The 18,154-nt window shown below is 72.2% G+C and carries 20 protein-coding genes; 14 read left to right on the top strand and 6 right to left on the bottom strand.

All coding sequences use genetic code 11. The features are described 5' to 3' along the window. Positions 1-43: 43 nt before the first annotated feature. Positions 44-352, top strand: a complete 309-nt coding sequence (locus tag AMYTH_RS0138985) for a hypothetical protein (RefSeq protein WP_027934780.1) — start codon at positions 44-46, stop codon at positions 350-352. On the opposite strand, the gene AMYTH_RS0138980 is transcribed toward AMYTH_RS0138985, so the two are convergent. Next, positions 321-1,298: a hypothetical protein gene (locus AMYTH_RS0138980; protein ID WP_027934779.1), complete on the bottom strand. Its 978-nt coding sequence runs from the start codon at positions 1,296-1,298 to the stop codon at positions 321-323. The genes AMYTH_RS0138985 and AMYTH_RS0138980 overlap by 32 nt on opposite strands. A 99-nt stretch (positions 1,299-1,397) precedes the next feature. On the opposite strand from AMYTH_RS0138980, the gene AMYTH_RS0138975 reads away from it, so the two are divergent. Further along, on the top strand, positions 1,398-2,903 hold the full coding sequence (locus AMYTH_RS0138975; RefSeq protein ID WP_027934778.1) for a leucyl aminopeptidase: 1,506 nt from the start codon (positions 1,398-1,400) through the stop codon (positions 2,901-2,903). Here the strand turns inward: AMYTH_RS0138975 and AMYTH_RS0138970 are convergent. After that, complete coding sequence (locus AMYTH_RS0138970; RefSeq protein ID WP_027934777.1) at positions 2,900-3,487, bottom strand: TetR family transcriptional regulator; 588 nt, start codon at positions 3,485-3,487, stop codon at positions 2,900-2,902. The genes AMYTH_RS0138975 and AMYTH_RS0138970 overlap by 4 nt on opposite strands. 77 nt (positions 3,488-3,564) lie before the next feature. On the opposite strand from AMYTH_RS0138970, the gene AMYTH_RS0138965 reads away from it, so the two are divergent. Continuing rightward, complete coding sequence (locus AMYTH_RS0138965; RefSeq protein WP_027934776.1) at positions 3,565-4,590, top strand: NAD(P)-dependent alcohol dehydrogenase; 1,026 nt, start codon at positions 3,565-3,567, stop codon at positions 4,588-4,590. A 3-nt stretch (positions 4,591-4,593) separates the two neighbouring features. Here the strand turns inward: AMYTH_RS0138965 and AMYTH_RS0138960 are convergent, their stop codons facing one another. Next, positions 4,594-4,935, bottom strand: coding sequence for a hypothetical protein (locus AMYTH_RS0138960; RefSeq protein WP_027934775.1), 342 nt, complete (start codon positions 4,933-4,935; stop codon positions 4,594-4,596). 138 nt (positions 4,936-5,073) lie between these two features. Between AMYTH_RS0138960 and lpdA the strand changes: the two genes are divergently transcribed. From lpdA to lipB, 7 genes are all read left to right on the top strand, one after another. After that, the gene (gene lpdA, locus AMYTH_RS0138955; protein WP_027934774.1) at positions 5,074-6,447 is read left to right on the top strand and encodes a dihydrolipoyl dehydrogenase; all 1,374 of its coding nucleotides are present in this window, start codon (positions 5,074-5,076) and stop codon (positions 6,445-6,447) included. Between the two features lie 41 nt (positions 6,448-6,488). Beyond that, positions 6,489-8,279, top strand: coding sequence for a 2-oxoglutarate dehydrogenase, E2 component, dihydrolipoamide succinyltransferase (gene sucB, locus AMYTH_RS0138950; protein ID WP_027934773.1), 1,791 nt, complete (start codon positions 6,489-6,491; stop codon positions 8,277-8,279). Between the two features lie 66 nt (positions 8,280-8,345). Beyond that, on the top strand, positions 8,346-9,416 hold the full coding sequence (locus tag AMYTH_RS0138945) for a serine hydrolase (protein ID WP_027934772.1): 1,071 nt from the start codon (positions 8,346-8,348) through the stop codon (positions 9,414-9,416). A 16-nt stretch (positions 9,417-9,432) separates the two neighbouring features. Further along, complete coding sequence (locus tag AMYTH_RS0138940) at positions 9,433-9,885, top strand: ArsR/SmtB family transcription factor (RefSeq protein WP_027934771.1); 453 nt, start codon at positions 9,433-9,435, stop codon at positions 9,883-9,885. Between the two features lie 41 nt (positions 9,886-9,926). Then, entirely contained in the window at positions 9,927-10,805 is an 879-nt protein-coding gene (locus tag AMYTH_RS0138935) for a TIGR01777 family oxidoreductase (protein WP_027934770.1), read from the top strand. Further along, on the top strand, positions 10,802-11,434 hold the full coding sequence (locus tag AMYTH_RS0138930; RefSeq protein ID WP_027934769.1) for a phosphatase PAP2 family protein: 633 nt from the start codon (positions 10,802-10,804) through the stop codon (positions 11,432-11,434). The genes AMYTH_RS0138935 and AMYTH_RS0138930 overlap by 4 nt, the downstream gene beginning before the upstream one ends. 10 nt (positions 11,435-11,444) lie before the next feature. Beyond that, the gene (gene lipB, locus AMYTH_RS0138925) at positions 11,445-12,188 is read left to right on the top strand and encodes a lipoyl(octanoyl) transferase LipB (RefSeq protein ID WP_017984080.1); all 744 of its coding nucleotides are present in this window, start codon (positions 11,445-11,447) and stop codon (positions 12,186-12,188) included. 28 nt (positions 12,189-12,216) lie between these two features. Here lipB and AMYTH_RS0138920 read toward each other — a convergent pair whose 3' ends face one another. After that, the gene (locus AMYTH_RS0138920; RefSeq protein ID WP_027934768.1) at positions 12,217-13,149 is read right to left on the bottom strand and encodes an LLM class F420-dependent oxidoreductase; all 933 of its coding nucleotides are present in this window, start codon (positions 13,147-13,149) and stop codon (positions 12,217-12,219) included. Between the two features lie 182 nt (positions 13,150-13,331). Beyond that, complete coding sequence (locus tag AMYTH_RS0138915; protein WP_027934767.1) at positions 13,332-13,925, bottom strand: TetR/AcrR family transcriptional regulator; 594 nt, start codon at positions 13,923-13,925, stop codon at positions 13,332-13,334. A 129-nt stretch (positions 13,926-14,054) separates the two neighbouring features. On the opposite strand from AMYTH_RS0138915, the gene AMYTH_RS0138910 reads away from it, so the two are divergent. From AMYTH_RS0138910 to AMYTH_RS0138895, 4 genes are all read left to right on the top strand, one after another. Beyond that, positions 14,055-14,552 carry a hypothetical protein gene (locus AMYTH_RS0138910; protein ID WP_027934766.1) on the top strand — a complete coding sequence of 166 codons (498 nt, stop codon included), beginning with the start codon at positions 14,055-14,057 and terminating at the stop codon, positions 14,550-14,552. 74 nt (positions 14,553-14,626) lie between these two features. Beyond that, positions 14,627-15,571, top strand: a complete 945-nt coding sequence (locus tag AMYTH_RS0138905) for an oxidoreductase (protein ID WP_027934765.1) — start codon at positions 14,627-14,629, stop codon at positions 15,569-15,571. A gap of 36 nt (positions 15,572-15,607) precedes the next feature. Continuing rightward, positions 15,608-16,609: a lipoyl synthase gene (gene lipA / locus AMYTH_RS0138900; protein ID WP_027929446.1), complete on the top strand. Its 1,002-nt coding sequence runs from the start codon at positions 15,608-15,610 to the stop codon at positions 16,607-16,609. Between the two features lie 99 nt (positions 16,610-16,708). Next, positions 16,709-17,365, top strand: a complete 657-nt coding sequence (locus tag AMYTH_RS0138895) for a DedA family protein (protein WP_027934764.1) — start codon at positions 16,709-16,711, stop codon at positions 17,363-17,365. A 64-nt stretch (positions 17,366-17,429) separates the two neighbouring features. On the opposite strand, the gene AMYTH_RS0138890 is transcribed toward AMYTH_RS0138895, so the two are convergent. Further along, entirely contained in the window at positions 17,430-18,137 is a 708-nt protein-coding gene (locus tag AMYTH_RS0138890) for a copper homeostasis protein CutC (protein ID WP_027934763.1), read from the bottom strand. Positions 18,138-18,154 lie beyond the last annotated feature (17 nt).

Here is an 18,154-nt window from a genome sequence, read left to right as displayed (position 1 = left end):
CAGTTGGACTTCCGAGAATCGCCTACTCCCCTACCATGGCGGCGTGACCGCCAACGTGCCGCAGACCGCCACGCCGAACTCCGTGTCCGCCGGACCCGCCTCCGACGTCAAGACCTTCGTCACCGCCGTCCTGCTCACCTTCGCGGTGGGCGAGCTGACGCTCCTCGGCTACGCCCTGCTCGGCGTGTTCGGCGGGATCATCGGCCTGGTCGGCGGCATCTTCGGAATCGTGTGGTGGCGCAGCGTCCACGACAAGAAGGTGTTCCCGCGCGACCTGCCGGCGAAGTCGCTGATCGTCCTCACCGTCGCCACCGCGCTGATCACGCTGCTGGCGTTTCTGCTCGTGGCGTGACGGCGGCGCCTGCCGCGACGGCGACCACCGTCCCCAGTAGATAGACCGGCGGCAGCCAGGCCAGCAGCGTCACGGCAAGTACCGCCGCGATCACGCCGCGCGCGGTGATCCCGGTGATCATCGACAGCACCGCGGTCACCAGCACCTCGGCCAGCGCGGCCGCCGCGGCCAGCAGCAGCGCCTGGTCCGGGTCCAGCAGCACGGCCGCGACCGCGGCGATCAGTCCACAAGCGACGGACGCGCGCGGCCACGCCAGCTCCTCGCGGGCGCCGCCGATCGCGAGCAGCGCGGCGGGCACAGTGGACAGCACGACGACCCCGGCCAGCAACGGGTTCAGCACCTGCCCGTCCAGCGCGGCCAGCGCGTCCCGCACCGGCACGCTGGACAACGCCAGCCGCACCGGGCCGAGCTGGTACAGCGCGCCCGCGCCGATGGCCAGCACCACCATCACCGAACCCGCGAGCCAGGACGGGTTGTGCCGCGGCAGCAACGGGAACACCACCGCGCCCGCCGCGAACAGCCCGCCGATCGTGAAGTGCGGCGCGGTCACCGGTTGCGCGGGCTCGATCGCGAAGCTCAGCGCCACGAAACCGGCCCCGGCGACCAGCAGGATGCCCAGCAGCCACGCCCGCGCGTACCTCGCCAGCCGCAGCCCGGCCGCGTCGGCCGCGGTGACCACCAGCGCGACGACCGCGCCCGCCCACGGCTGCCCGGGGAACAGGTAGGCGGTGAACACCGACGCGAACAGCGGCACCAGCGCGAGGCGGGACACCAGGCGCGTGGCGGCCACCAGCCGGGCGGGGTTCGGCTCCAGCGCGGGAGGCTCGGGCACGCAGAACGCCAGCAGCGCCGCCACCACGGCGCCGCCGAGCAGCCACCAGCCGCCCGCCTGCGCGCCCACGGCCAGCGCGATCAGCAGTCCCGCCGCCAGCCGCACGCCCACCACCTGCCTCTCCTGCCGGGCTCCGTCCTCATTAGCATGGCTCACTACCTGGCCGGGTACCCCACCCGGCACGACCGTCGATGGATGCGCGAGGAGCCACAAGTGACCGTGCCGAAGTTTGCCCTGATCGAGAACACCGGCGCCGCGCTCGGCAAGAGCCGGGCCGAGGTCGTCGTGGTCGGGACGCTCCAGGGCGACAAGGCCGTGACGCTGGCGCCGGGCGCGGAGGCCGTCGACGAGGCCTTCGACGGCTCGCTGGCCGAGCTGCTGGCCACCGTGGGCGCCTCCGGCAAGGCCGAGGAGGTCGTGAAGCTGCCCACGCTTGGCAAGCTGCCCGCCGCGGTCGTGCTGGCGGTCGGCCTCGGCCGCGCCGACGGGGACGGCACCGTGACGGCCGAGCAGGTGCGCCGCGCCGCGGGGGCCGCCGGGCGCGCGCTGGCCGGCACCGCGCGGGCCGTGTCCACGCTGTCCGCTGTGGACCTGCAGGCCGCGGTGGAGGGCACCGCGCTGGGCGCCTACAAGTTCACCGAGTACAAGTCCGAGCCGGGTGACGCGCCGGTCGCGGCGGTCGACTTCGCCACGCCGGCCGACGGCACCAAGCGCGCGCACACCGCGACGCTGAAGGCCGCGACCGCGATCGCCGAGGCCGTGATCATCGCCCGCGACCTGATCAACACCCCGCCCAACGACCTGTTCCCGGCCTCCTTCGCCGAGCGCGCCCGCAAGCTCGCCGAGGCCAACGACCTCGACTTCGAGGTGCTCGACGAGAAGCAGCTCAAGCGCAAGGGCTTTGGCGGGATCCTCGGCGTCGGCGGCGGCTCGTCCCGCCCGCCGCGCCTGGTCCGCGTGTCCTACAAGGGCCCGAAGGCGGCCAAGAAGGTCGCTCTGGTCGGCAAGGGCATCACGTTCGACTCGGGCGGCATCTCGATCAAGCCCGCCGCGAACATGGACCACATGACCTCGGACATGTCCGGGGCCGCCGCGGTGCTCGCCTCGGTCGTGCTCGCGGCCAAGCTCAAGTACCCGCTCGAGGTCACCGCCAACATCCCGCTCGCGGAGAACCTGCCGTCGGGCACCTCCTACCGGCCGGGCGACGTGCTGAGCATGTACGGCGGCAAGACCGTCGAGGTGCTCAACACCGACGCCGAGGGCCGCCTGGTGCTGGCCGACGCGATCGTGCGCGCCGCCGAGGACGACCCGGACTACCTGATCGAGACCTCGACCCTGACCGGCGCGCAGATGGTGGCGCTGGGCAACCGCACCGCCGGGATCATGGGCTCGGACGAGTTCCGTGACCGGGTGGCGGCGATCGCGCAGGCGACCGGCGAGGGCGGCTGGCCGATGCCGCTGCCCGAGGAGCTGCGCGGCGACCTGGACTCGCGGCTGGCCGACCTGGCGAACGTGACCGGGCACCGCTGGGGCGGGATGCTCGCGGCGGGCATCTTCCTGCGCGAGTTCGTCGCCGAGGGCCTGCCGTGGGCGCACATCGACATCGCTGGCCCGTCGTTCAACACCGGCGCGCCGTGGGGCTACACCGGCAAGGGCGGCACCGGCGTCCCGGTCCGCACCATCGCCGCCGTGCTGGCGGACATCGCCGACCAGGGCTAGTCCGGCGTCACGGCGCGGCGAACCGCTTCGCGGAGGAGCGCCCGGCGGCGGTCGTGGACCTCGCCGGGCTCCTCGGCCGTCGCGGCGTAGACGTTGCTCACCGGGGACCACGCCATCGACAGGGCGATCACCAGCGCCATGATGTCGAACGGGTCCCCGGGCACCACCTTGCCCGCGGCCTGCGCCTCGGCGATCGCGCGCAGCTTGTGGTCGTCGAGGCGGTCTGCGTCCTCGACGAGGTGCCCGGCGGGCCTGCGCTCCAGCCGCGCCCAGGTGGCGAGCCGGATGAGGTCGGGCCGGCGGAGGTACTCGTCGTAGAGCCGCACCGCCCAGTCCGCCAGGTCGCCCGCGTCGATGGGCACGACGTTCACGATCCGTTCCAGTGAGGCGGAGAAGATCGCGTCGAACAGCCCTTCCTTGCTGCCGAAGTAGCCGTAAAGCTGCGCCTTGTTGGTGCGCGCCGCGGCCACGATGCGCTCGACGCGGGCACCGGCGATCCCGTGTTCGGCGAACTCGCGGGTCGCCTCCTCCAGGATGCGCTGACGGGTCGCGGCGCCGCGGGCGGTGGCGGGCAGATCGGACATGAGACGACCCTAGCAAACAGACTGTTCGGTCTGTTACGGTCGAAACAAACCGAACAGTCTGTTTGAAGGAGGCGTCCATGCGGACGACGACGGGATGGCATGCGGTCGCGGGGACGCTACGACAGGCGCCCGTCCAGCGGCGGGAGCTGCGGCCCGACGACCTGGCGGTCCGGGTCGACTACTGCGGCGTCTGCCACACCGACCTGCACGCGGTGCGGGCAGGCGACACTCCACTCGTGCCCGGCCACGAGTTCACCGGCGTGGTCACCGCCACGGGATCCGCGGTGACCGACTTCGCCGCCGGGGACGCGGTCGCCGTCGGCAACATCGTGGACTCCTGCGGGACCTGCGCCATGTGCCTCGCGGGGCAGGAGAACTTCTGCCACGACTTCCCCACCCTCACCTACGGCGGCACCGACCGCCACGACGGCTCCACGACATTGGGCGGCTACTCACGGGAGTACGTCGTCCGCGACCGGTTCGCCTACCCGCTCCCGGCAGGCCTCGGCCCCGCGGGCGCCGCACCACTGATGTGCGCCGGGATCACCGTGTGGGAACCGCTGCACAGCCTGGGCGCCGGGCCGGGCACCCGGGTCGCCGTGGCCGGGCTGGGCGGGCTGGGTCACCTCGCGGTCAAGTTCGCGGTGGCGCTCGGCGCCGAGACCACGGTGATCAGCCGGTCGGCGGACAAGGCGGGTGACGCGCGCCGGCTCGGCGCGGCCGACCTGCTCGACTCGACGGACCCGGCTCGCATGGCGGACGCGCGGGGGCGGTTCGACATCCTGATCGACACCATCTCCGCGCCCCACGACCTGGGCGCCTACCTGCGCCTCGTGGCGCTGGACGGCACGCTCAGCCACCTCGGGCACCTGGGGCCGGTCACGGTGGAGACCCTCGACCTGCTGGTCGGGCGCAAGAAGCTCAGCTCGGCGGGCAGCGGTGGCAGGCCCGCGACCGCCGCCATGCTCGCCTTCTGCGCCGCCCACGGGATCACCGCCGACGTCGAGGTGCTCCCCTCGGCCGGGGTGAACGACGCGCTGGAGCGGCTGGCCCGGGGCGACGTCCGCTACCGCTTCGTCCTCGATCTGTCCGACCTGGACTGAATCTCAGCCCTTGGCGCGCTTCTGCCGCTCTGTGTATTCGCGCATGCGCTTCGGGTAACCGACTTTCGCGACCTCGTACACCGGGATCGAATGCTTGCGCCCGAACTGCTGCGCGGCGTCCAGGCTGCCGATCCGGCGCCGCGTCCATTCGCCGTCGTGCGCGACCAGGACGACGGTGGTCTCGGTGACCGTCGTCCGCGGCTCGACGAACGCCTCGACGCCCCGCCGCGCGGCCGCCCAGCCCTCCAGATGACGCAGGTCAGCGTCACTGGCACGGCGCAGCGTGCCCGGTTTCCCGGCGCCGCGTCTGCGCTTCAGACCGTCGAACAGACCCACCTCGACCACCTCATCTCCGCCTGCCCTCCCCCGCCATTATCCCGGGGATCAGAAGTGCGCCGATTAACACACCCGGCTACCTCGCAGGGCCGGACTACGTAGTGACAAGATGATGAGGGTTTGGACGTAAAACGAGGAGTAAACGACGTGAGCGACGCTGGCGCCGACCTGGTGATCCTCGGTGGCGGATCCGGCGGCTACGCCGCGGCCTTCCGCGCCGCGGAGCTGGGCCAGTCCGTCATCCTGATCGAGAAGGACAAGCTGGGCGGGACGTGCCTGCATCGCGGCTGCATCCCGACCAAGGCCCTGCTCCACGCGGCCGAAGTCGCCGACACCGCCCGCGAGGGCGAGCAGTTCGGCGTGAAGACCACCCTGGAGGGCGTCGACATCGCCGGCGTCCACAAGTACAAGGACGGCGTCATCAGCCGCCTCTACAAGGGGCTGCAGGGCCTGGCCAAGGCCCACAAGGTGACCGTCGTCGAGGGCACCGGCACGTTCGTCGGCGGCACCACGGTCGAGGTCGACGGCACCCGGTACACGGGCAAGAACCTGGTCCTGGCCACCGGCTCGTACTCGAAGACCCTGCCGGGCCTGGAGCTGGGCGGCCGGATCATCGCCAGCGACGAGGCGCTGACCCTGGACTGGATCCCGGAGAAGGTCGTCGTGCTCGGCGGCGGCGTCATCGGCGTCGAGTTCGCCAGCGTGTGGGCCTCCTTCGGCGTGGACGTGACGATCGTCGAGGCGCTGCCGCGGCTGGTCCCGGCCGAGGACGAGTTCGCCAGCAAGCAGCTCGAGCGGGCGTTCCGCCGTCGCAAGATCAACTTCAAGACCGGCGTGAAGTTCACCGGCGCCAAGCAGGACGACAACGGCGTGACCGTGTCCCTGGAGTCCGGTGAGACGCTGGAGGCCGACCTGCTGCTGGTCGCCGTCGGCCGCGGCCCCAACACCGCGGGCCACGGCTACGAGGAGGCCGGCGTCCGGATGGAGCGCGGGTTCGTCATCACCGACGAGCGCCTGCGCACCAACCTGCCGAACGTCTACGCCGTCGGCGACATCGTCCCCGGCCTGCAGCTCGCGCACCGCGGCTTCGCCCAGGGCATCTTCGTCGCCGAGGAGATCGCCGGCCTGGAGCCGAAGGCGATCGACGAGGCCGGCATCCCGCGCGTCACCTACAGCCACCCCGAGGTCGCTTCCGTCGGCCTGAGCGAGGCGGCTGCCAAGGAGCGCTACGGCTCGGACGTGCAGACCTTCACGTACGACCTGGCCGGCAACGGCAAGAGCCAGATCCTCAAGACTTCCGGCGCGATCAAGGTGATCAAGGCGCCGGACGGGCCGGTCGTCGGCCTGCACCTGGTCGGGGACCGGGTCGGCGAACTGATCGGCGAAGCCCAGCTGATCTACAACTGGGAGGCCTTCCCGGAGGACGTCGCTCCGCTGATCCACGCCCACCCGACCCAGACCGAGGCCCTCGGCGAAGCACACCTTGCCCTGGCCGGCAAGCCACTGCACGTGCACAGCTGACCGGACCGCAGCCGACAAAGATTCAAGGGAGTCAATTCACGATGGCCTTCTCCGTCACACTGCCGGAGCTCGGGGAGAGCGTTACCGAGGGCACCGTCACCCGCTGGCTCAAGCAGGAGGGTGACACGGTCGCGGTCGACGAGCCGTTGCTGGAGATCTCGACCGACAAGGTCGACACCGAGGTCCCGTCGCCGGTCGCAGGCACGCTGCAGAAGATCGTCGCCCAGGAGGACGAGACCGTCGAGGTCGGCGGCGAGCTCGCCGTGATCGACGACGGTTCCGGCGGCGGTTCCGCCCCCGCGCAGGAGCAGGCGCCCGCGCAGCAGGCCCAGCCCGAGCCGGAGCCCGAGCCCGAGCCGGAGCAGTCCGCGCCGCAGCAGCAGTCCGCCCCGGAGGCGCAGCCCGCGCCGAGCGGTTCCGCTCAGGGCACGCCGGTCACGCTGCCCGAGCTGGGCGAGAGCGTCACCGAGGGCACCGTCACCCGCTGGCTGAAGTCGGTCGGCGACACGGTCGAGGTGGACGAGCCGCTGCTGGAGATCTCGACCGACAAGGTCGACACCGAGGTCCCGTCGCCAATCGCGGGCACGCTGCTGGAGATCAGCGTCGGTGAGGACGAGACCGTCGAGGTCGGCGGCACGCTCGCCATCATCGGCGACGCGAGCGCCGCGCCCGCCGAGCAGCAGGAGCAGCCGAAGGCGCCGGAGCCCAAGGCCGAGCCGAAGCCGGAACCGAAGCCCGAGCCCACCCCGGCCGCGCAGGCGCCCGCTCCGCAGCAGGCTCCCCAGCAGCCGGCCCCCCAGCAGCCCGCGCCGCAGCAGCCGGCTCCGCAGCCGCAGGCCGCCCCGGCCGCGAGCGACGGCAACGGCAGCGGCCCGTACGTCACTCCGCTGGTGCGCAAGCTCGCCACCGAGCACGGCATCGACCTGGCGTCGGTGACCGGCAGTGGTGTCGGCGGCCGCATCCGCAAGCAGGACGTGCTGGCGGCGGCCGAGGCGAAGCAGAAGCAGAGCGCTCCGGCCGCCCAGGCGCCCGCCGCGCAGGCCCCGGCCGCCGCGCCGAGCGCCCCCGCCGCCAAGGCCCCGGCTGCCCCGTCGCCGGAGCTGGCCGCACTGCGTGGCACCACGCAGAAGGCGAGCCGGATCCGCCAGGTCATCGCGCAGCGCACCCGCGAGTCGCTGCAGACCTCGGCGCAGCTCACCCAGGTGTTCGAGGTGGACGTCACCAAGATCGCCCGGCTGCGTCAGCAGGCGAAGGCCGCCTTCCAGGAGCGGGAGGGCGTGAAGCTCACCTTCCTGCCGTTCTTCGCGAAGGCGACGGTCGAGGCGCTCAAGCAGCACCCGAACATCAACGCCTACCTGGACGAGGAGAAGAAGGAGATCACCTACTTCGGCGAGGAGCACCTCGCCGTCGCGGTGGACACCGAGAAGGGCCTGATCTCCCCGGTCATCCACAAGGCTGGCGAGCTGAACCTGGCGGGCCTGGCCCGGGCGATCGCGGACGTCGCGGCCCGCACCCGCGCGAACAAGATCAAGCCGGACGAGCTGTCGGGCGGCACCTTCACGGTGACCAACCTGGGCAGCAACGGCGCCCTGTTCGACACGCCGATCATCAACCAGCCGCAGTCCGGGATCCTGGGCGTCGGCGCGGTGGTGAAGCGGCCGGTCGTGGTCACCGACGCGGACGGGCAGGACACCATCGCCATCCGGTCGATGGCCTACCTGGCCCTGACCTACGACCACCGCCTGATCGACGGCGCGGACGCGGGCCGGTTCCTGACCACGATCAAGAACCGCCTGGAAGAGGGCCACTTCGAGGACGAGCTGGGTCTGTAGCCGCTTGACCGGAGACCCCCTCCGCCGGTATTCCGTAATTACGGAAAACTGGAGGAGGGGGTCTTCGTGCTTTCCCGGCGCACTCTGCTCGGCTCCGCGGCGCTCGCCGGCGTGGCCACGCTCGCCGTGCCCGCGACCGCGGTCGCCGACACGTCCACCCCGCAGGGCTGGTTCGACTGGATCGCCCGGCACCGCGACCGGGTCGGCGCGCTGGCCGTGGACGCCGACGGACGCCGGGTGGCGCACCGGCCGCACGCCCCGCAGATCCTGGCGTCCACGATCAAGGTCGTGCACCTCGCCGCCTACGCCACCGCGGTCGAGCGCGGTCTGGACCCGGACGAGCCGGTGCGGCTCGGCGACTGGGAGGCGTTCTACCCGTTCGGCGGCGACGGCGGCGCGCACCTGTTCGCGCTCCAGGAACTCGGCATCCCGCACACCGACCGGGGCAACGCGCTCGCCCCGGACGCGACGGTCCCGCTGGATCGGCTGGCGCGCGCGATGATCGTCTTCAGCGACAACTCCGCGGCCGACTACCTGCGCCACCGCCTCGGCGACCAGGCCCTGACCGCGGCGGCCGCCCGCGGCGGCTGGCTCCGGCCCGACCTCCGGTCGTTCTGCGGCGAGGTGCTCCTGCTGCTGTTCCCCGAGTTCCTCCCGCGCTCCCCCGCGCTGCGGCCCGGCGCGGGCGACCGGCTGGCGCGCCGGTTCGCCACCGAGCCGGCGTTCCGGGACGAGGTGCTCGCCCGCTTCCAGACCCCGCCGGGCGCCGAGGCCCAGGTGGCCTGGACGCGCGGGCACGGGCGTGGGAGCGCGGCCGGGCTGTTCGCGATGCACCGGGCGCTCGCGGCCGGCCGCTTCGGCGAGACCGTCGTGCGGCGCCACCTGGAAGAGCCGTTCGCCGCGCTCGTCCCGCCCGGCGCCGCCGCGGTCGCGTTCAAGGGCGGCAGCCTGCCGCGAGTGCTGGCCACCGGGATGACCGTGCGGTGGCCGGACGGACGCGCCGCGAGCCTCGCGCTCCTGCTCGACGACGTGGCCGACGCGGATTTCGCCAACCAGGGGCCGTTCCTGCGCGCCGGGCTCGCCGCACTGTCCACGCGGGAGGGTTTCGACGGGCTCGTGCGGGCGCTGCGCGGCTGACCGTCATGCTGGGTCCGTGAACGACGACGTGCTCAACCGTCTGGCGGACCTGGAACGCCGGGTGGCCGCGCTGGAAAGCGGCGCCAGGGCGGACGGGACGGGGATGGTCGGTTACCGCGGCCGCACCGAGGAGCCCCTCGAACTCGAGTGGGAGATCACCGTGACCCCGGCCCGCGCGCTGGCCCTCGACGACGGTCCCCGCGCGGAAGTGCTGGCGGCGCTGGGCAATCCGGCGCGCCTGGCGATCGTGCGGGCGCTGGCCGCGCGCGGGTCGCAGCCTGCCGCCGCGCTGCAGGAGGCCGCCGGGCTCGGCTCGACCGGGCAGCTGTACCACCACCTCAAAGCGTTGACCGGCGCCGGGATCGTCGAGCCGGACAAGCGCGGCAGCTACCGGTTGCCCGCCCGCGCAACGATCCCCGTGCTCGTGTTGCTGACCGCGGCCGCCGACGTCGCCGGGCAACTGCGGTGAGGGAACGTGCGCGAAACGGCGGCGTGAGCAACGATCGGGGTATGCGAGTACTGATCGCCGGATCCAGCGGGCTACTCGGCTCGGCGCTCGTCGCCACGCTGCGCGACTCGGGGCACGACGTGCGCCGGCTGGTACGGCGTCCGGCCAGGGCCGCCGACGAGCACTCGTGGGACCCGCCCGCGGGCCGGATCGACGACCGCGCGTTCGAAGACGTCACCACCGTCGTCAACCTGTGCGGCTCGCCGATGGGGCTGCGGTGGAGCGCGGCCCGCAAGCAGATGATCCGCGACAGCCGGATCGAGCCCACCGAGGTGCTGGCCGAGGCCGTCGCGGAGTACCGCATCCCGACCCTCGTCAACGCCTCCGGGATCGGCTACTACGGCGACACCGGCGACACCGTGGTGACCGAGACCGCGCCACGGGGTCAGGGGTTCCTGGCCGAGCTGTGCGAGGCGTGGGAGGCGGCGGCCGCGCCTGCGACGGAGGCGGGCTCGCGCGTGGTGAACCTGCGCACCGGTCTGGTGCTGTCCAAGGAGGGCCTGCTCGGGCCGCTCAAGCCGCTGTTCTGGCTCGGCCTCGGCGGCAAGCTGGGTGACGGCAAGCAGTACATGCCGTGGATCAGCCTGCGCGACCACGTGTCCGCGATGCGGTTCCTGATCGAGCACGAGACGCTGTCCGGCCCGGTGAACGTGTGCAACCCGGAGCCGGCGACCAACGCCGAGTTCACCCGCGCGATGGGGCACGTGCTGCGGCGGCCCGCCCCGTGGTGGGCGCCCGGGTTCGCGTTGCGGGCGGCGCTCGGCGAGGTGGCCGACGAGATGGCGCTGATCTCGCAGCGGGCGGTGCCTGCGGTGCTGGAGAAGGCCGGGTTCACGTTCGTGCACACCGACCTCGAGGGCGCATTGGCGGTCGCCCTTTGACCAGGTGGCTTCCGCTCGGCGGCGCGTTCTTCGTCCTGTTCCTCGGGCTGGGCGTGGCGGTGGCGCGGCCGCCGTACGCCGTCGATCTGGCCGTAGCCGGCCTGGTGCAGGGCTGGTGGCGCGGCACGCCGGGACGGGTGGCGCAGGTGGTCAGCGACGCGTTCGGACCGGTCGTGCCCGCGATCTTCGCGATCGCGCTCGCGGTCGGGATCGTCGTGTGCCTGTGGCGCGGCATGCGGTACCAGGCGGGCGTGGCGCTGCGGGTGCTGGCCGTGCTCGCCGCCACCCGGCTGGTGAGCGTGGTCTTCAAACCGCTGTTCGTGCGCGACCGGCCCCGCGAGTACCCGGAGTTCAGCTACCCCAGCGGCCACGTGGTGTCGATCTCCAGCACCGGGCTCGCGGCGGCGCTGCTGTGCCTGTGGCTCGCGCCGAAGCTGACGAAGTGGGTCGTGGTGTTCTTCTCGGTCGCGACGGTGCTGTGCGCGGCGAGCCGGGTGATACTCGGGGTGCACTGGGTCAGCGACACCGTCGGCGCCGTGCTCGGCGTGCTCGGCGTGGGTTTTCTCACGGGGTGGGCGGTGCGGTTGTTACCGCCACAGCCCGTGCCCTCGGCGCCGCGGTCGGCGTAACCTGCCAGTCGTGAGTCCCAAGTCCTGCCGCGCCGCCAGCACCCCCGTCACCGTCAAGAACATCGGCACCATCGACTACCTGCAAGCCTGGGAGTTGCAGCGGGAGCTGGTGAACGCGCGGGCGGACTGCTCGGAGGCCCCGGACACACTCCTGCTGCTGGAGCACCCGTCGGTCTACACCGCGGGCAAGCGCACCGAGGACGCCGACCGGCCGACCGACGGCACGCCGGTGATCGACGTCGACCGGGGCGGGAAGATCACCTGGCACGGGCCGGGACAGCTGGTCGGCTACCCCATCGTCAAGCTGGGTGACCCGATCGACGTCGTGCACTACGTGCGGCGCCTGGAGGAGGCGCTGATCCGGGTGTGCGACCAGTTCGGCGTCTACACCGGGCGGGTCGAGGGCCGCAGCGGCGTGTGGGTGCCCGCCGACGAGCGCGGCCCGGAGCGCAAGATCGCGGCGATCGGCATCCGCGTGCAGCGCGGCGTGACGATGCACGGCTTCGAGCTGAACTGCAACGCGGACCTGACGGCGTTCGACAAGATCGTGCCGTGCGGGATCCGGGACGCCGGCGTGACGTCGCTGTCGTTCGAGCTGGAGCGGGACGTCCCGGTCGCCGAGGCGCTCCCCCTGGCCCGCGACGCCGTGCTGGCCGCGCTGGACGGCGAGCTGGCGGTGTCGGACGACCGGTGGCTGCGCCGCGAGGATTCGGCGCCCTCGGCGCCGGGCGTGACGTTCGCCCTCCGGCCCTGAGCCGAGCCCAGGACCGGAGGACGCGCGGTCACAGCTGCGGGGCGACCTTCGAGGCGATCAGCTCGAGGTGGTCCAGGTCGGACAGGTCCAGCACCTGCAGGTAGAGGCGGGTGACGCCGGTGGCCTCGCGGTAGCGGCCGATCTTGTCGACCACCTCGTCCACGGTGCCTGCCAGGCCGTTCTGCTTCACCTCGTCGGTCTCGCGGCCGATCGCGGCGGCGCGGCGGGCGAACTCGGCGTCGTCCTTGCCGACCGCCACCACCTGGGCCGCGGAGCGGATGACCGCCTTCGGGTCGCGGCCGATCTCGCGGCACGCGGCGTCCACGCGCTCGAACTGGGTGGCGGCGGTGGCGGCGTCGACGAACGCGGCGTTGAACTCGTCGGCGAAGCGGGCCGCGAGCGCCGGGGTGCGCTTCTTGCCGCCACCGCCGATGATCACCGGCGGGCGCGGCGACTGGGCCGGCTTGGGCAGCGCGGGCGCGTCGGCGAGCTGGTAGTGCTTGCCGTCGAAGGAGAACGTCTCGCCCTCGGGGGTCTCCCACAGGCCGGTGATGATCTCCAGCTGCTCGGCGTAGAGGTCGAAGCGCTCCTTGATCTCCGGCATCGGGATGCCGTAGGCCTGGTGCTCGGCGTCGTACCAGCCGGAACCGAGTCCGAAGTCGACGCGGCCGCCGGACATCTGGTCGACCTGCGCCACGGAGATCGCCAGCACCGACGGGTGCCGGAACGTCGCGGCGGTGACCAGCGTGCCCAGCCGGATGCGGGAGGTCTCGCGGGCCAGCGCGCCGAGGGTCACCCAGGCGTCGGTCGGGCCGGGCAGCCCGGAGGCGGAGCCCATCTTCAGGAAGTGGTCGGAACGGAAGAAGGCGTCGAAGCCGTTGTCCTCGGTCGCCTTGGCGACGCGCAGGAGATCGTCGTAGCTCGCGCCCTGCTGCGGTTCGGTGAAGATCCTCAAGTCCACGGTCTCCACCCTAAGGAATCTCCGGTAACGGGCTTACGTGGCGGTGCGGGTAGCGGAACCTCAGACGACCTCTCGCTGTGGGATCGCCTCCTCATGAACGCAGGTTCACCACGTCGGCGCTGTCCTCGCGAGAGGCCGCCTGAGAACCCGCGGCGGTGCCGGCTGCCTGCATCGTTCAAAAGCTAGGCGGTGCGGCGCACGCGGTGCAGCAGCTGCACGATCACCGCTTCGATCTGGGCGCCGACCTTCTTCGGGTCGGGTGAGCTGGCGATCTCGGTCGCCGCGCTGTGCAGGGCCCCGAACAGCAGCCGCGCGGTGATCTCGACCGGGACCTCGTCCACCTCGCCCGCCTCGATCAGGTCCTCCAGGCTCGACCGGATCAGCCCGAAGCTCGCCCTGTCCTCGGCCTCCCGCCAGCGCTCCCAGCCCATCACCACCGGCGCCTCGTGGATCGCGATCCGCTGGTAGGCCGGGTCGAGGCAGCTGGAGATGAACTCCCGCAGCCCAGCCAGCGCCCGCTCCCACGGCGTGCCGCTGCCGCCCATGATCTCTTCCAGGCGCCCGAAAACCCGGCTCTCCACCTTCTCGAACGCCGCTTCGAAGAGCGCCTGCTTTCCACTGAAATGGTGATACAGGGCACCTTTCGTGACCCGGGCGCGCTTGGCGACCTCGTCGAGCGAAGTGCCGGCGTAGCCCCGTTTGGTGAACAGCTCCACAGCACTGTTCACCAGGGCCGACCGCGTGGACTCCGAATAGTCGAGACGCCTGGACCGCATTGTCACCACGCTCACAAGCTTACGCCGGTTTCCGTTTCCATACCCGTGGTATGTTCGCAGTGTCGGCACCATACCGACGGTATGCTTCAAACCCAGAGTATGGCCGGGGTCACAACTTGGGGAGGACCCGTGAGCTGGAACGACTTCTACCGACGGCGCGACATCCTGGACGCCGTCCTGACCGCGGCGGCCCGCGACCCGCAGGACCCGCTGCCCTTCGACGAGATCCCCGGTGCCGAGAAGGCCTTCGGCACGCGCGAAAACCTCATGCTCGCGCTGCACTACCGGTGGACCCAGCTGCTCAGCGGCCACCTGCGCGCCCAGGTCGAGAGCGACAACGACCACGTGGACGCCGTCAAGCGCGCCTGGACCGCCGCGGTCCGGCGCAACCGCGCGTTGTACCAGGTCGTCGCCGCCCATCGCGACGAATACCCGGCGCTGAAGGCCGCGCACCGCGCCGAGCAGGCGATGCTCGCCATCGCGGCCGGGCTGGCCGAGCCGGACGAGCCGGTGGACGAGGTGGCCAAGGTCGGCGCGGCCTTCGAGGCCCTGCTGAGCGAAGGTCCCGGGCTGCGTCCGGCGCGCCCGTTCGACCGCCTGCTGCGCATGCTGGCCCCGAGCGCGTGATCTTCCCCAGGCCCCGCCCGTCTCCCACCGCCACCCTCAACGGTGACGCTCCGCGTCGCTCTACTATCGCGAACATGAAAACCTGGACCGAGGCCGACATCCCCGACCAGACGGGCCGCACGGTGCTCGTCACCGGCGCGAACTCCGGCCTCGGTCTGCAAACCTCCCTCGTGCTGGCCGCCAAGGGCGCGCGCGTGCTGATCGCCTGCCGCAATCCGGAGCGCGGCGAGCAGGCGCTGCGCACCGTCTCGGCGGGCGCGGCGGTCGCTCCCGAACTGATCTCCCTGGACCTCGCCGACCTGTCGTCGGTGCGCGCGGCGGCGGCCCGCGCCGAGGAGATCACCGGCGGGAAACTCGATGTCCTGATCAACAACGCCGGCCTGATGGCCGCCCCGAAGGGGCGCACCAAGGACGGCTTCGAGCTGCAGTTCGGCACCAACCACCTGGGCCACGCGGCACTGACCTGGCTGCTCATGCCCGCACTGCGGCGCGGCACCAACGCCCGCGTGGTGACGTTGTCCAGCCTCGCCGCCACCGGCGGCCGCGTCGACTTCGACGACCCCGGCTTCGAGCACCGGCGCTACAACCCGGCCGCAGCGTACAGCCAGTCCAAGATCGCCAACCAGATCTTCGCGCTGGAACTGGACCGCCGCCTGCGGGCCGCCGGTGACGACGTGATCAGCGTGGCCGCCCACCCCGGCTACACGGCCACCAACCTGAACTCCAACATGGCCAACGCGCAGGGCCACCCGGTCGTGCGCAAGCTCGTCGGCGGCGTGACCTTCCTGGGCGATCTGCTCATCGCGCAGGGTGTCCGCACCGGCGCACTGCCGTCCCTGATCGCGGCCACCGCGCCGGACGTCAACGGCGGCGACTACATCGGCCCGCGCCTGTTGCGCGGCATCCGCGGCAACCCCACCGTGGTGCCGCCGCTGCGGGCCGCGCTGGACCGCGAGAACGGCCGCAAGCTGTGGGACCTGACGGCCAAGCTGACCGGCGTGACCCCCGACCCAGCGTAGGTCATCCGCCCCGTCCGGGGGCGTACGCTGGGGCGCGTGACTGTTGTGCCTGAAGGTCGGAAGCTGCTGCGGCTCGAGGTCCGCAACAGTGAAACGCCGATCGAGAAGAAGCCGTCCTGGATCAAGACCCGCGCGAAGATGGGGCCGGAGTTCACCGAGCTCAAGGGCCTGGTGCGGCGGGAGGGCCTGCACACGGTCTGTGAGGAGGCGGGCTGTCCCAACATCTACGAGTGCTGGGAGGACCGCGAGGCGACCTTCCTCATCGGTGGTGACCAGTGCACCCGCCGCTGCGACTTCTGCCAGATCGACACCGGCAAGCCGGCGGCGCTGGACCGGGAGGAGCCGCGCCGGGTCGCGGAGAGCGTGCAGGCAATGGGCCTGCGCTACTCGACGGTCACCGGGGTCGCCCGCGACGACCTCGACGACGGCGGGGCGTGGCTGTACGCCGAGACCGTCCGCCAGATCCACGCGCTCAACCCGGGCACCGGGGTGGAGCTGCTGATCCCGGACTTCAACGCCGACCCCGAGCAGCTGGCCGAGGTGTTCGGCTCCGCGCCGGAGGTGCTGGCGCACAACGTGGAGACCGTGCCGCGGATCTTCAAGCGCATCCGCCCCGGCTTCCGCTACGCCCGGTCGCTGGAGGTCATCACCCGCGCCCGCGAGGCCGGGCTGGTCACCAAGTCGAACCTGATCCTGGGTATGGGGGAAACCCCCGAGGAGGTCGAGCCCGCGATGCGCGACCTGGTCGACGCCGGCTGCGAAATCCTGACCATCACCCAGTACCTGCGCCCGTCGGTGCGGCACCACCCGGTGGACCGCTGGGTCAAGCCGGAGGAGTTCGTCGAGCACGCCAAGGTCGCCGAGGCCCTCGGGTTCGCCGGGGTGATGGCCGGGCCGCTGGTCCGCTCCTCCTACCGCGCCGGCCGCCTCTACGCCCAGACCAAGCGCCACCGCGGCGAGGAACTGCCCGCCAACCTGGCGCACCTGGCCGAAGCCGGACCCGCCGCCCAGGAAGCCAGCAGCCTCCTGACGCGCTGAAAGTCGGGGGAATTCCCTGACGAAAGTGCGCCGCGAGCCCGATACCGTGCACGGTAGTTTGAAGGGGTCAGCAGGGGCAAAAAGGACAGGGGATCACACGTGGCGCTGGTAACCGACATCCTGGAATGGCTGCAGGCACTGCCGCAGCCGGCGTTGGTCGGCGCGACCGGCGCACTCGTGTTCGCCGAGTGCACCATCGGGCTCGGCTTCATCGCCCCCGGCGAGTCGGGACTGCTGGTCGCCGCGACCACCGCCAACACCGCGCCGCGGTTCCTGATCCTGTGGGCGGTGGTGGCGGTGTGCGCCATCCTCGGCGACTCGCTCGGCTACGCGATCGGGCGGAAGTTCGGGCCACGGCTGCGCGAGACCAAGCTGATCCAGAAGTACGGCACGGACGCCTGGGACAAGGCGACCGACGTGCTGCACCGCAGGGGCGCGTGGGCAGTGTTCTTCGCCCGGTTCCTGCCGGTGATCCGGACGCTGACGCCGGCCGCGGCGGGGACGTCGGGACTGGAGTTCCGGAAGTTCCTGCCCGCGGCGGCCGCGGGCGCGATCAGCTGGTCGCTGCTGCACATCAGCCTGGGCGCCGCGATGGGCGAGGCGGCCAAGCGCATCGAGGGCGTGCTGAACACCGGCGGCCTGATCGTGGTCGGCGTGCTGGTCGCCGTCGGGCTCTTCTTCCTGCTGCGGTGGAAGAAGAAGAAGGCGATGGGCAAGCTCGACGAGCGCACCGCGGAGCCCAGCAAGGCCGAGTGACCCCCCGCGCGGGAACATCCACGAGCGCAGAACTCACCACAGCGAGTTCTGCGCTCGTGTGCGTTCAGCGGGCGGCGGCGATCAGCTCTTCCGCCGCGTGGACGTCGAGGGTCTGGTGCACGCCGAAGTCCACGGCCGTCGCCGGCACTTGTTCGGCCGGGCGCCGGGGCGCGGCGTGCACGTGCCGCACGCCGGTGGTCTCCAGCACCTGACGCACGTTGTGCGGCCGGATCCCGCCGCACGCCATCACCGTCACCCGCTCGCCTGCCAGCTCCGTCATCCGCGCCAGCAGCGGCGCCCCCTCGACGGCGGTCGCCGCCTGGCCGGAGCTGAGCACGCGCCGCACGCCCAGCTCGGCCAGCACCTCCAGCGCCGCCAGCGGATCCGCGCACACGTCGATCGCCCGGTGGAACGTCACCTCGCGGCCACCGGCGGCGGCCACCAGCTCACCCACCACGACCCGGTCGACCTCGCCGGCCGCGGTCAGCGCCCCGACCACGACGCCCGCCGCTCCGGCCGCGACCGCGTGCCGGACGTCGGCGAGCATCGCGTCCACCTCGGCAGGCGCGTAGCGGAACCCGCCGTCCCGCGGCCGGATCAGCACGTGCACCCCGGCGCGCGTGCAGCGCGCCAGGGTGGCCGCGAGCAGTCCCGGCCCGGGGGTCAGCCCGCCCAGCGCGCCCGCGGCGCACAGCTCGACGCGGTCCGCGCCGAGCCGGTCCGCCGCGATCGCACCGTCCACAGTGTCCGTGCTCAGCTCGACGAAGGCCACCGCCGAGTAGTACCACG

The organism is Amycolatopsis thermoflava N1165 (genome assembly GCF_000473265.1).
Classification (GTDB): Bacteria; Actinomycetota; Actinomycetes; order Mycobacteriales; family Pseudonocardiaceae; genus Amycolatopsis_E; species Amycolatopsis_E thermoflava.
The sequence above is the reverse complement of the archived record's forward strand: the minus strand, read 5'-3'. Positions and strand labels throughout refer to the sequence as shown.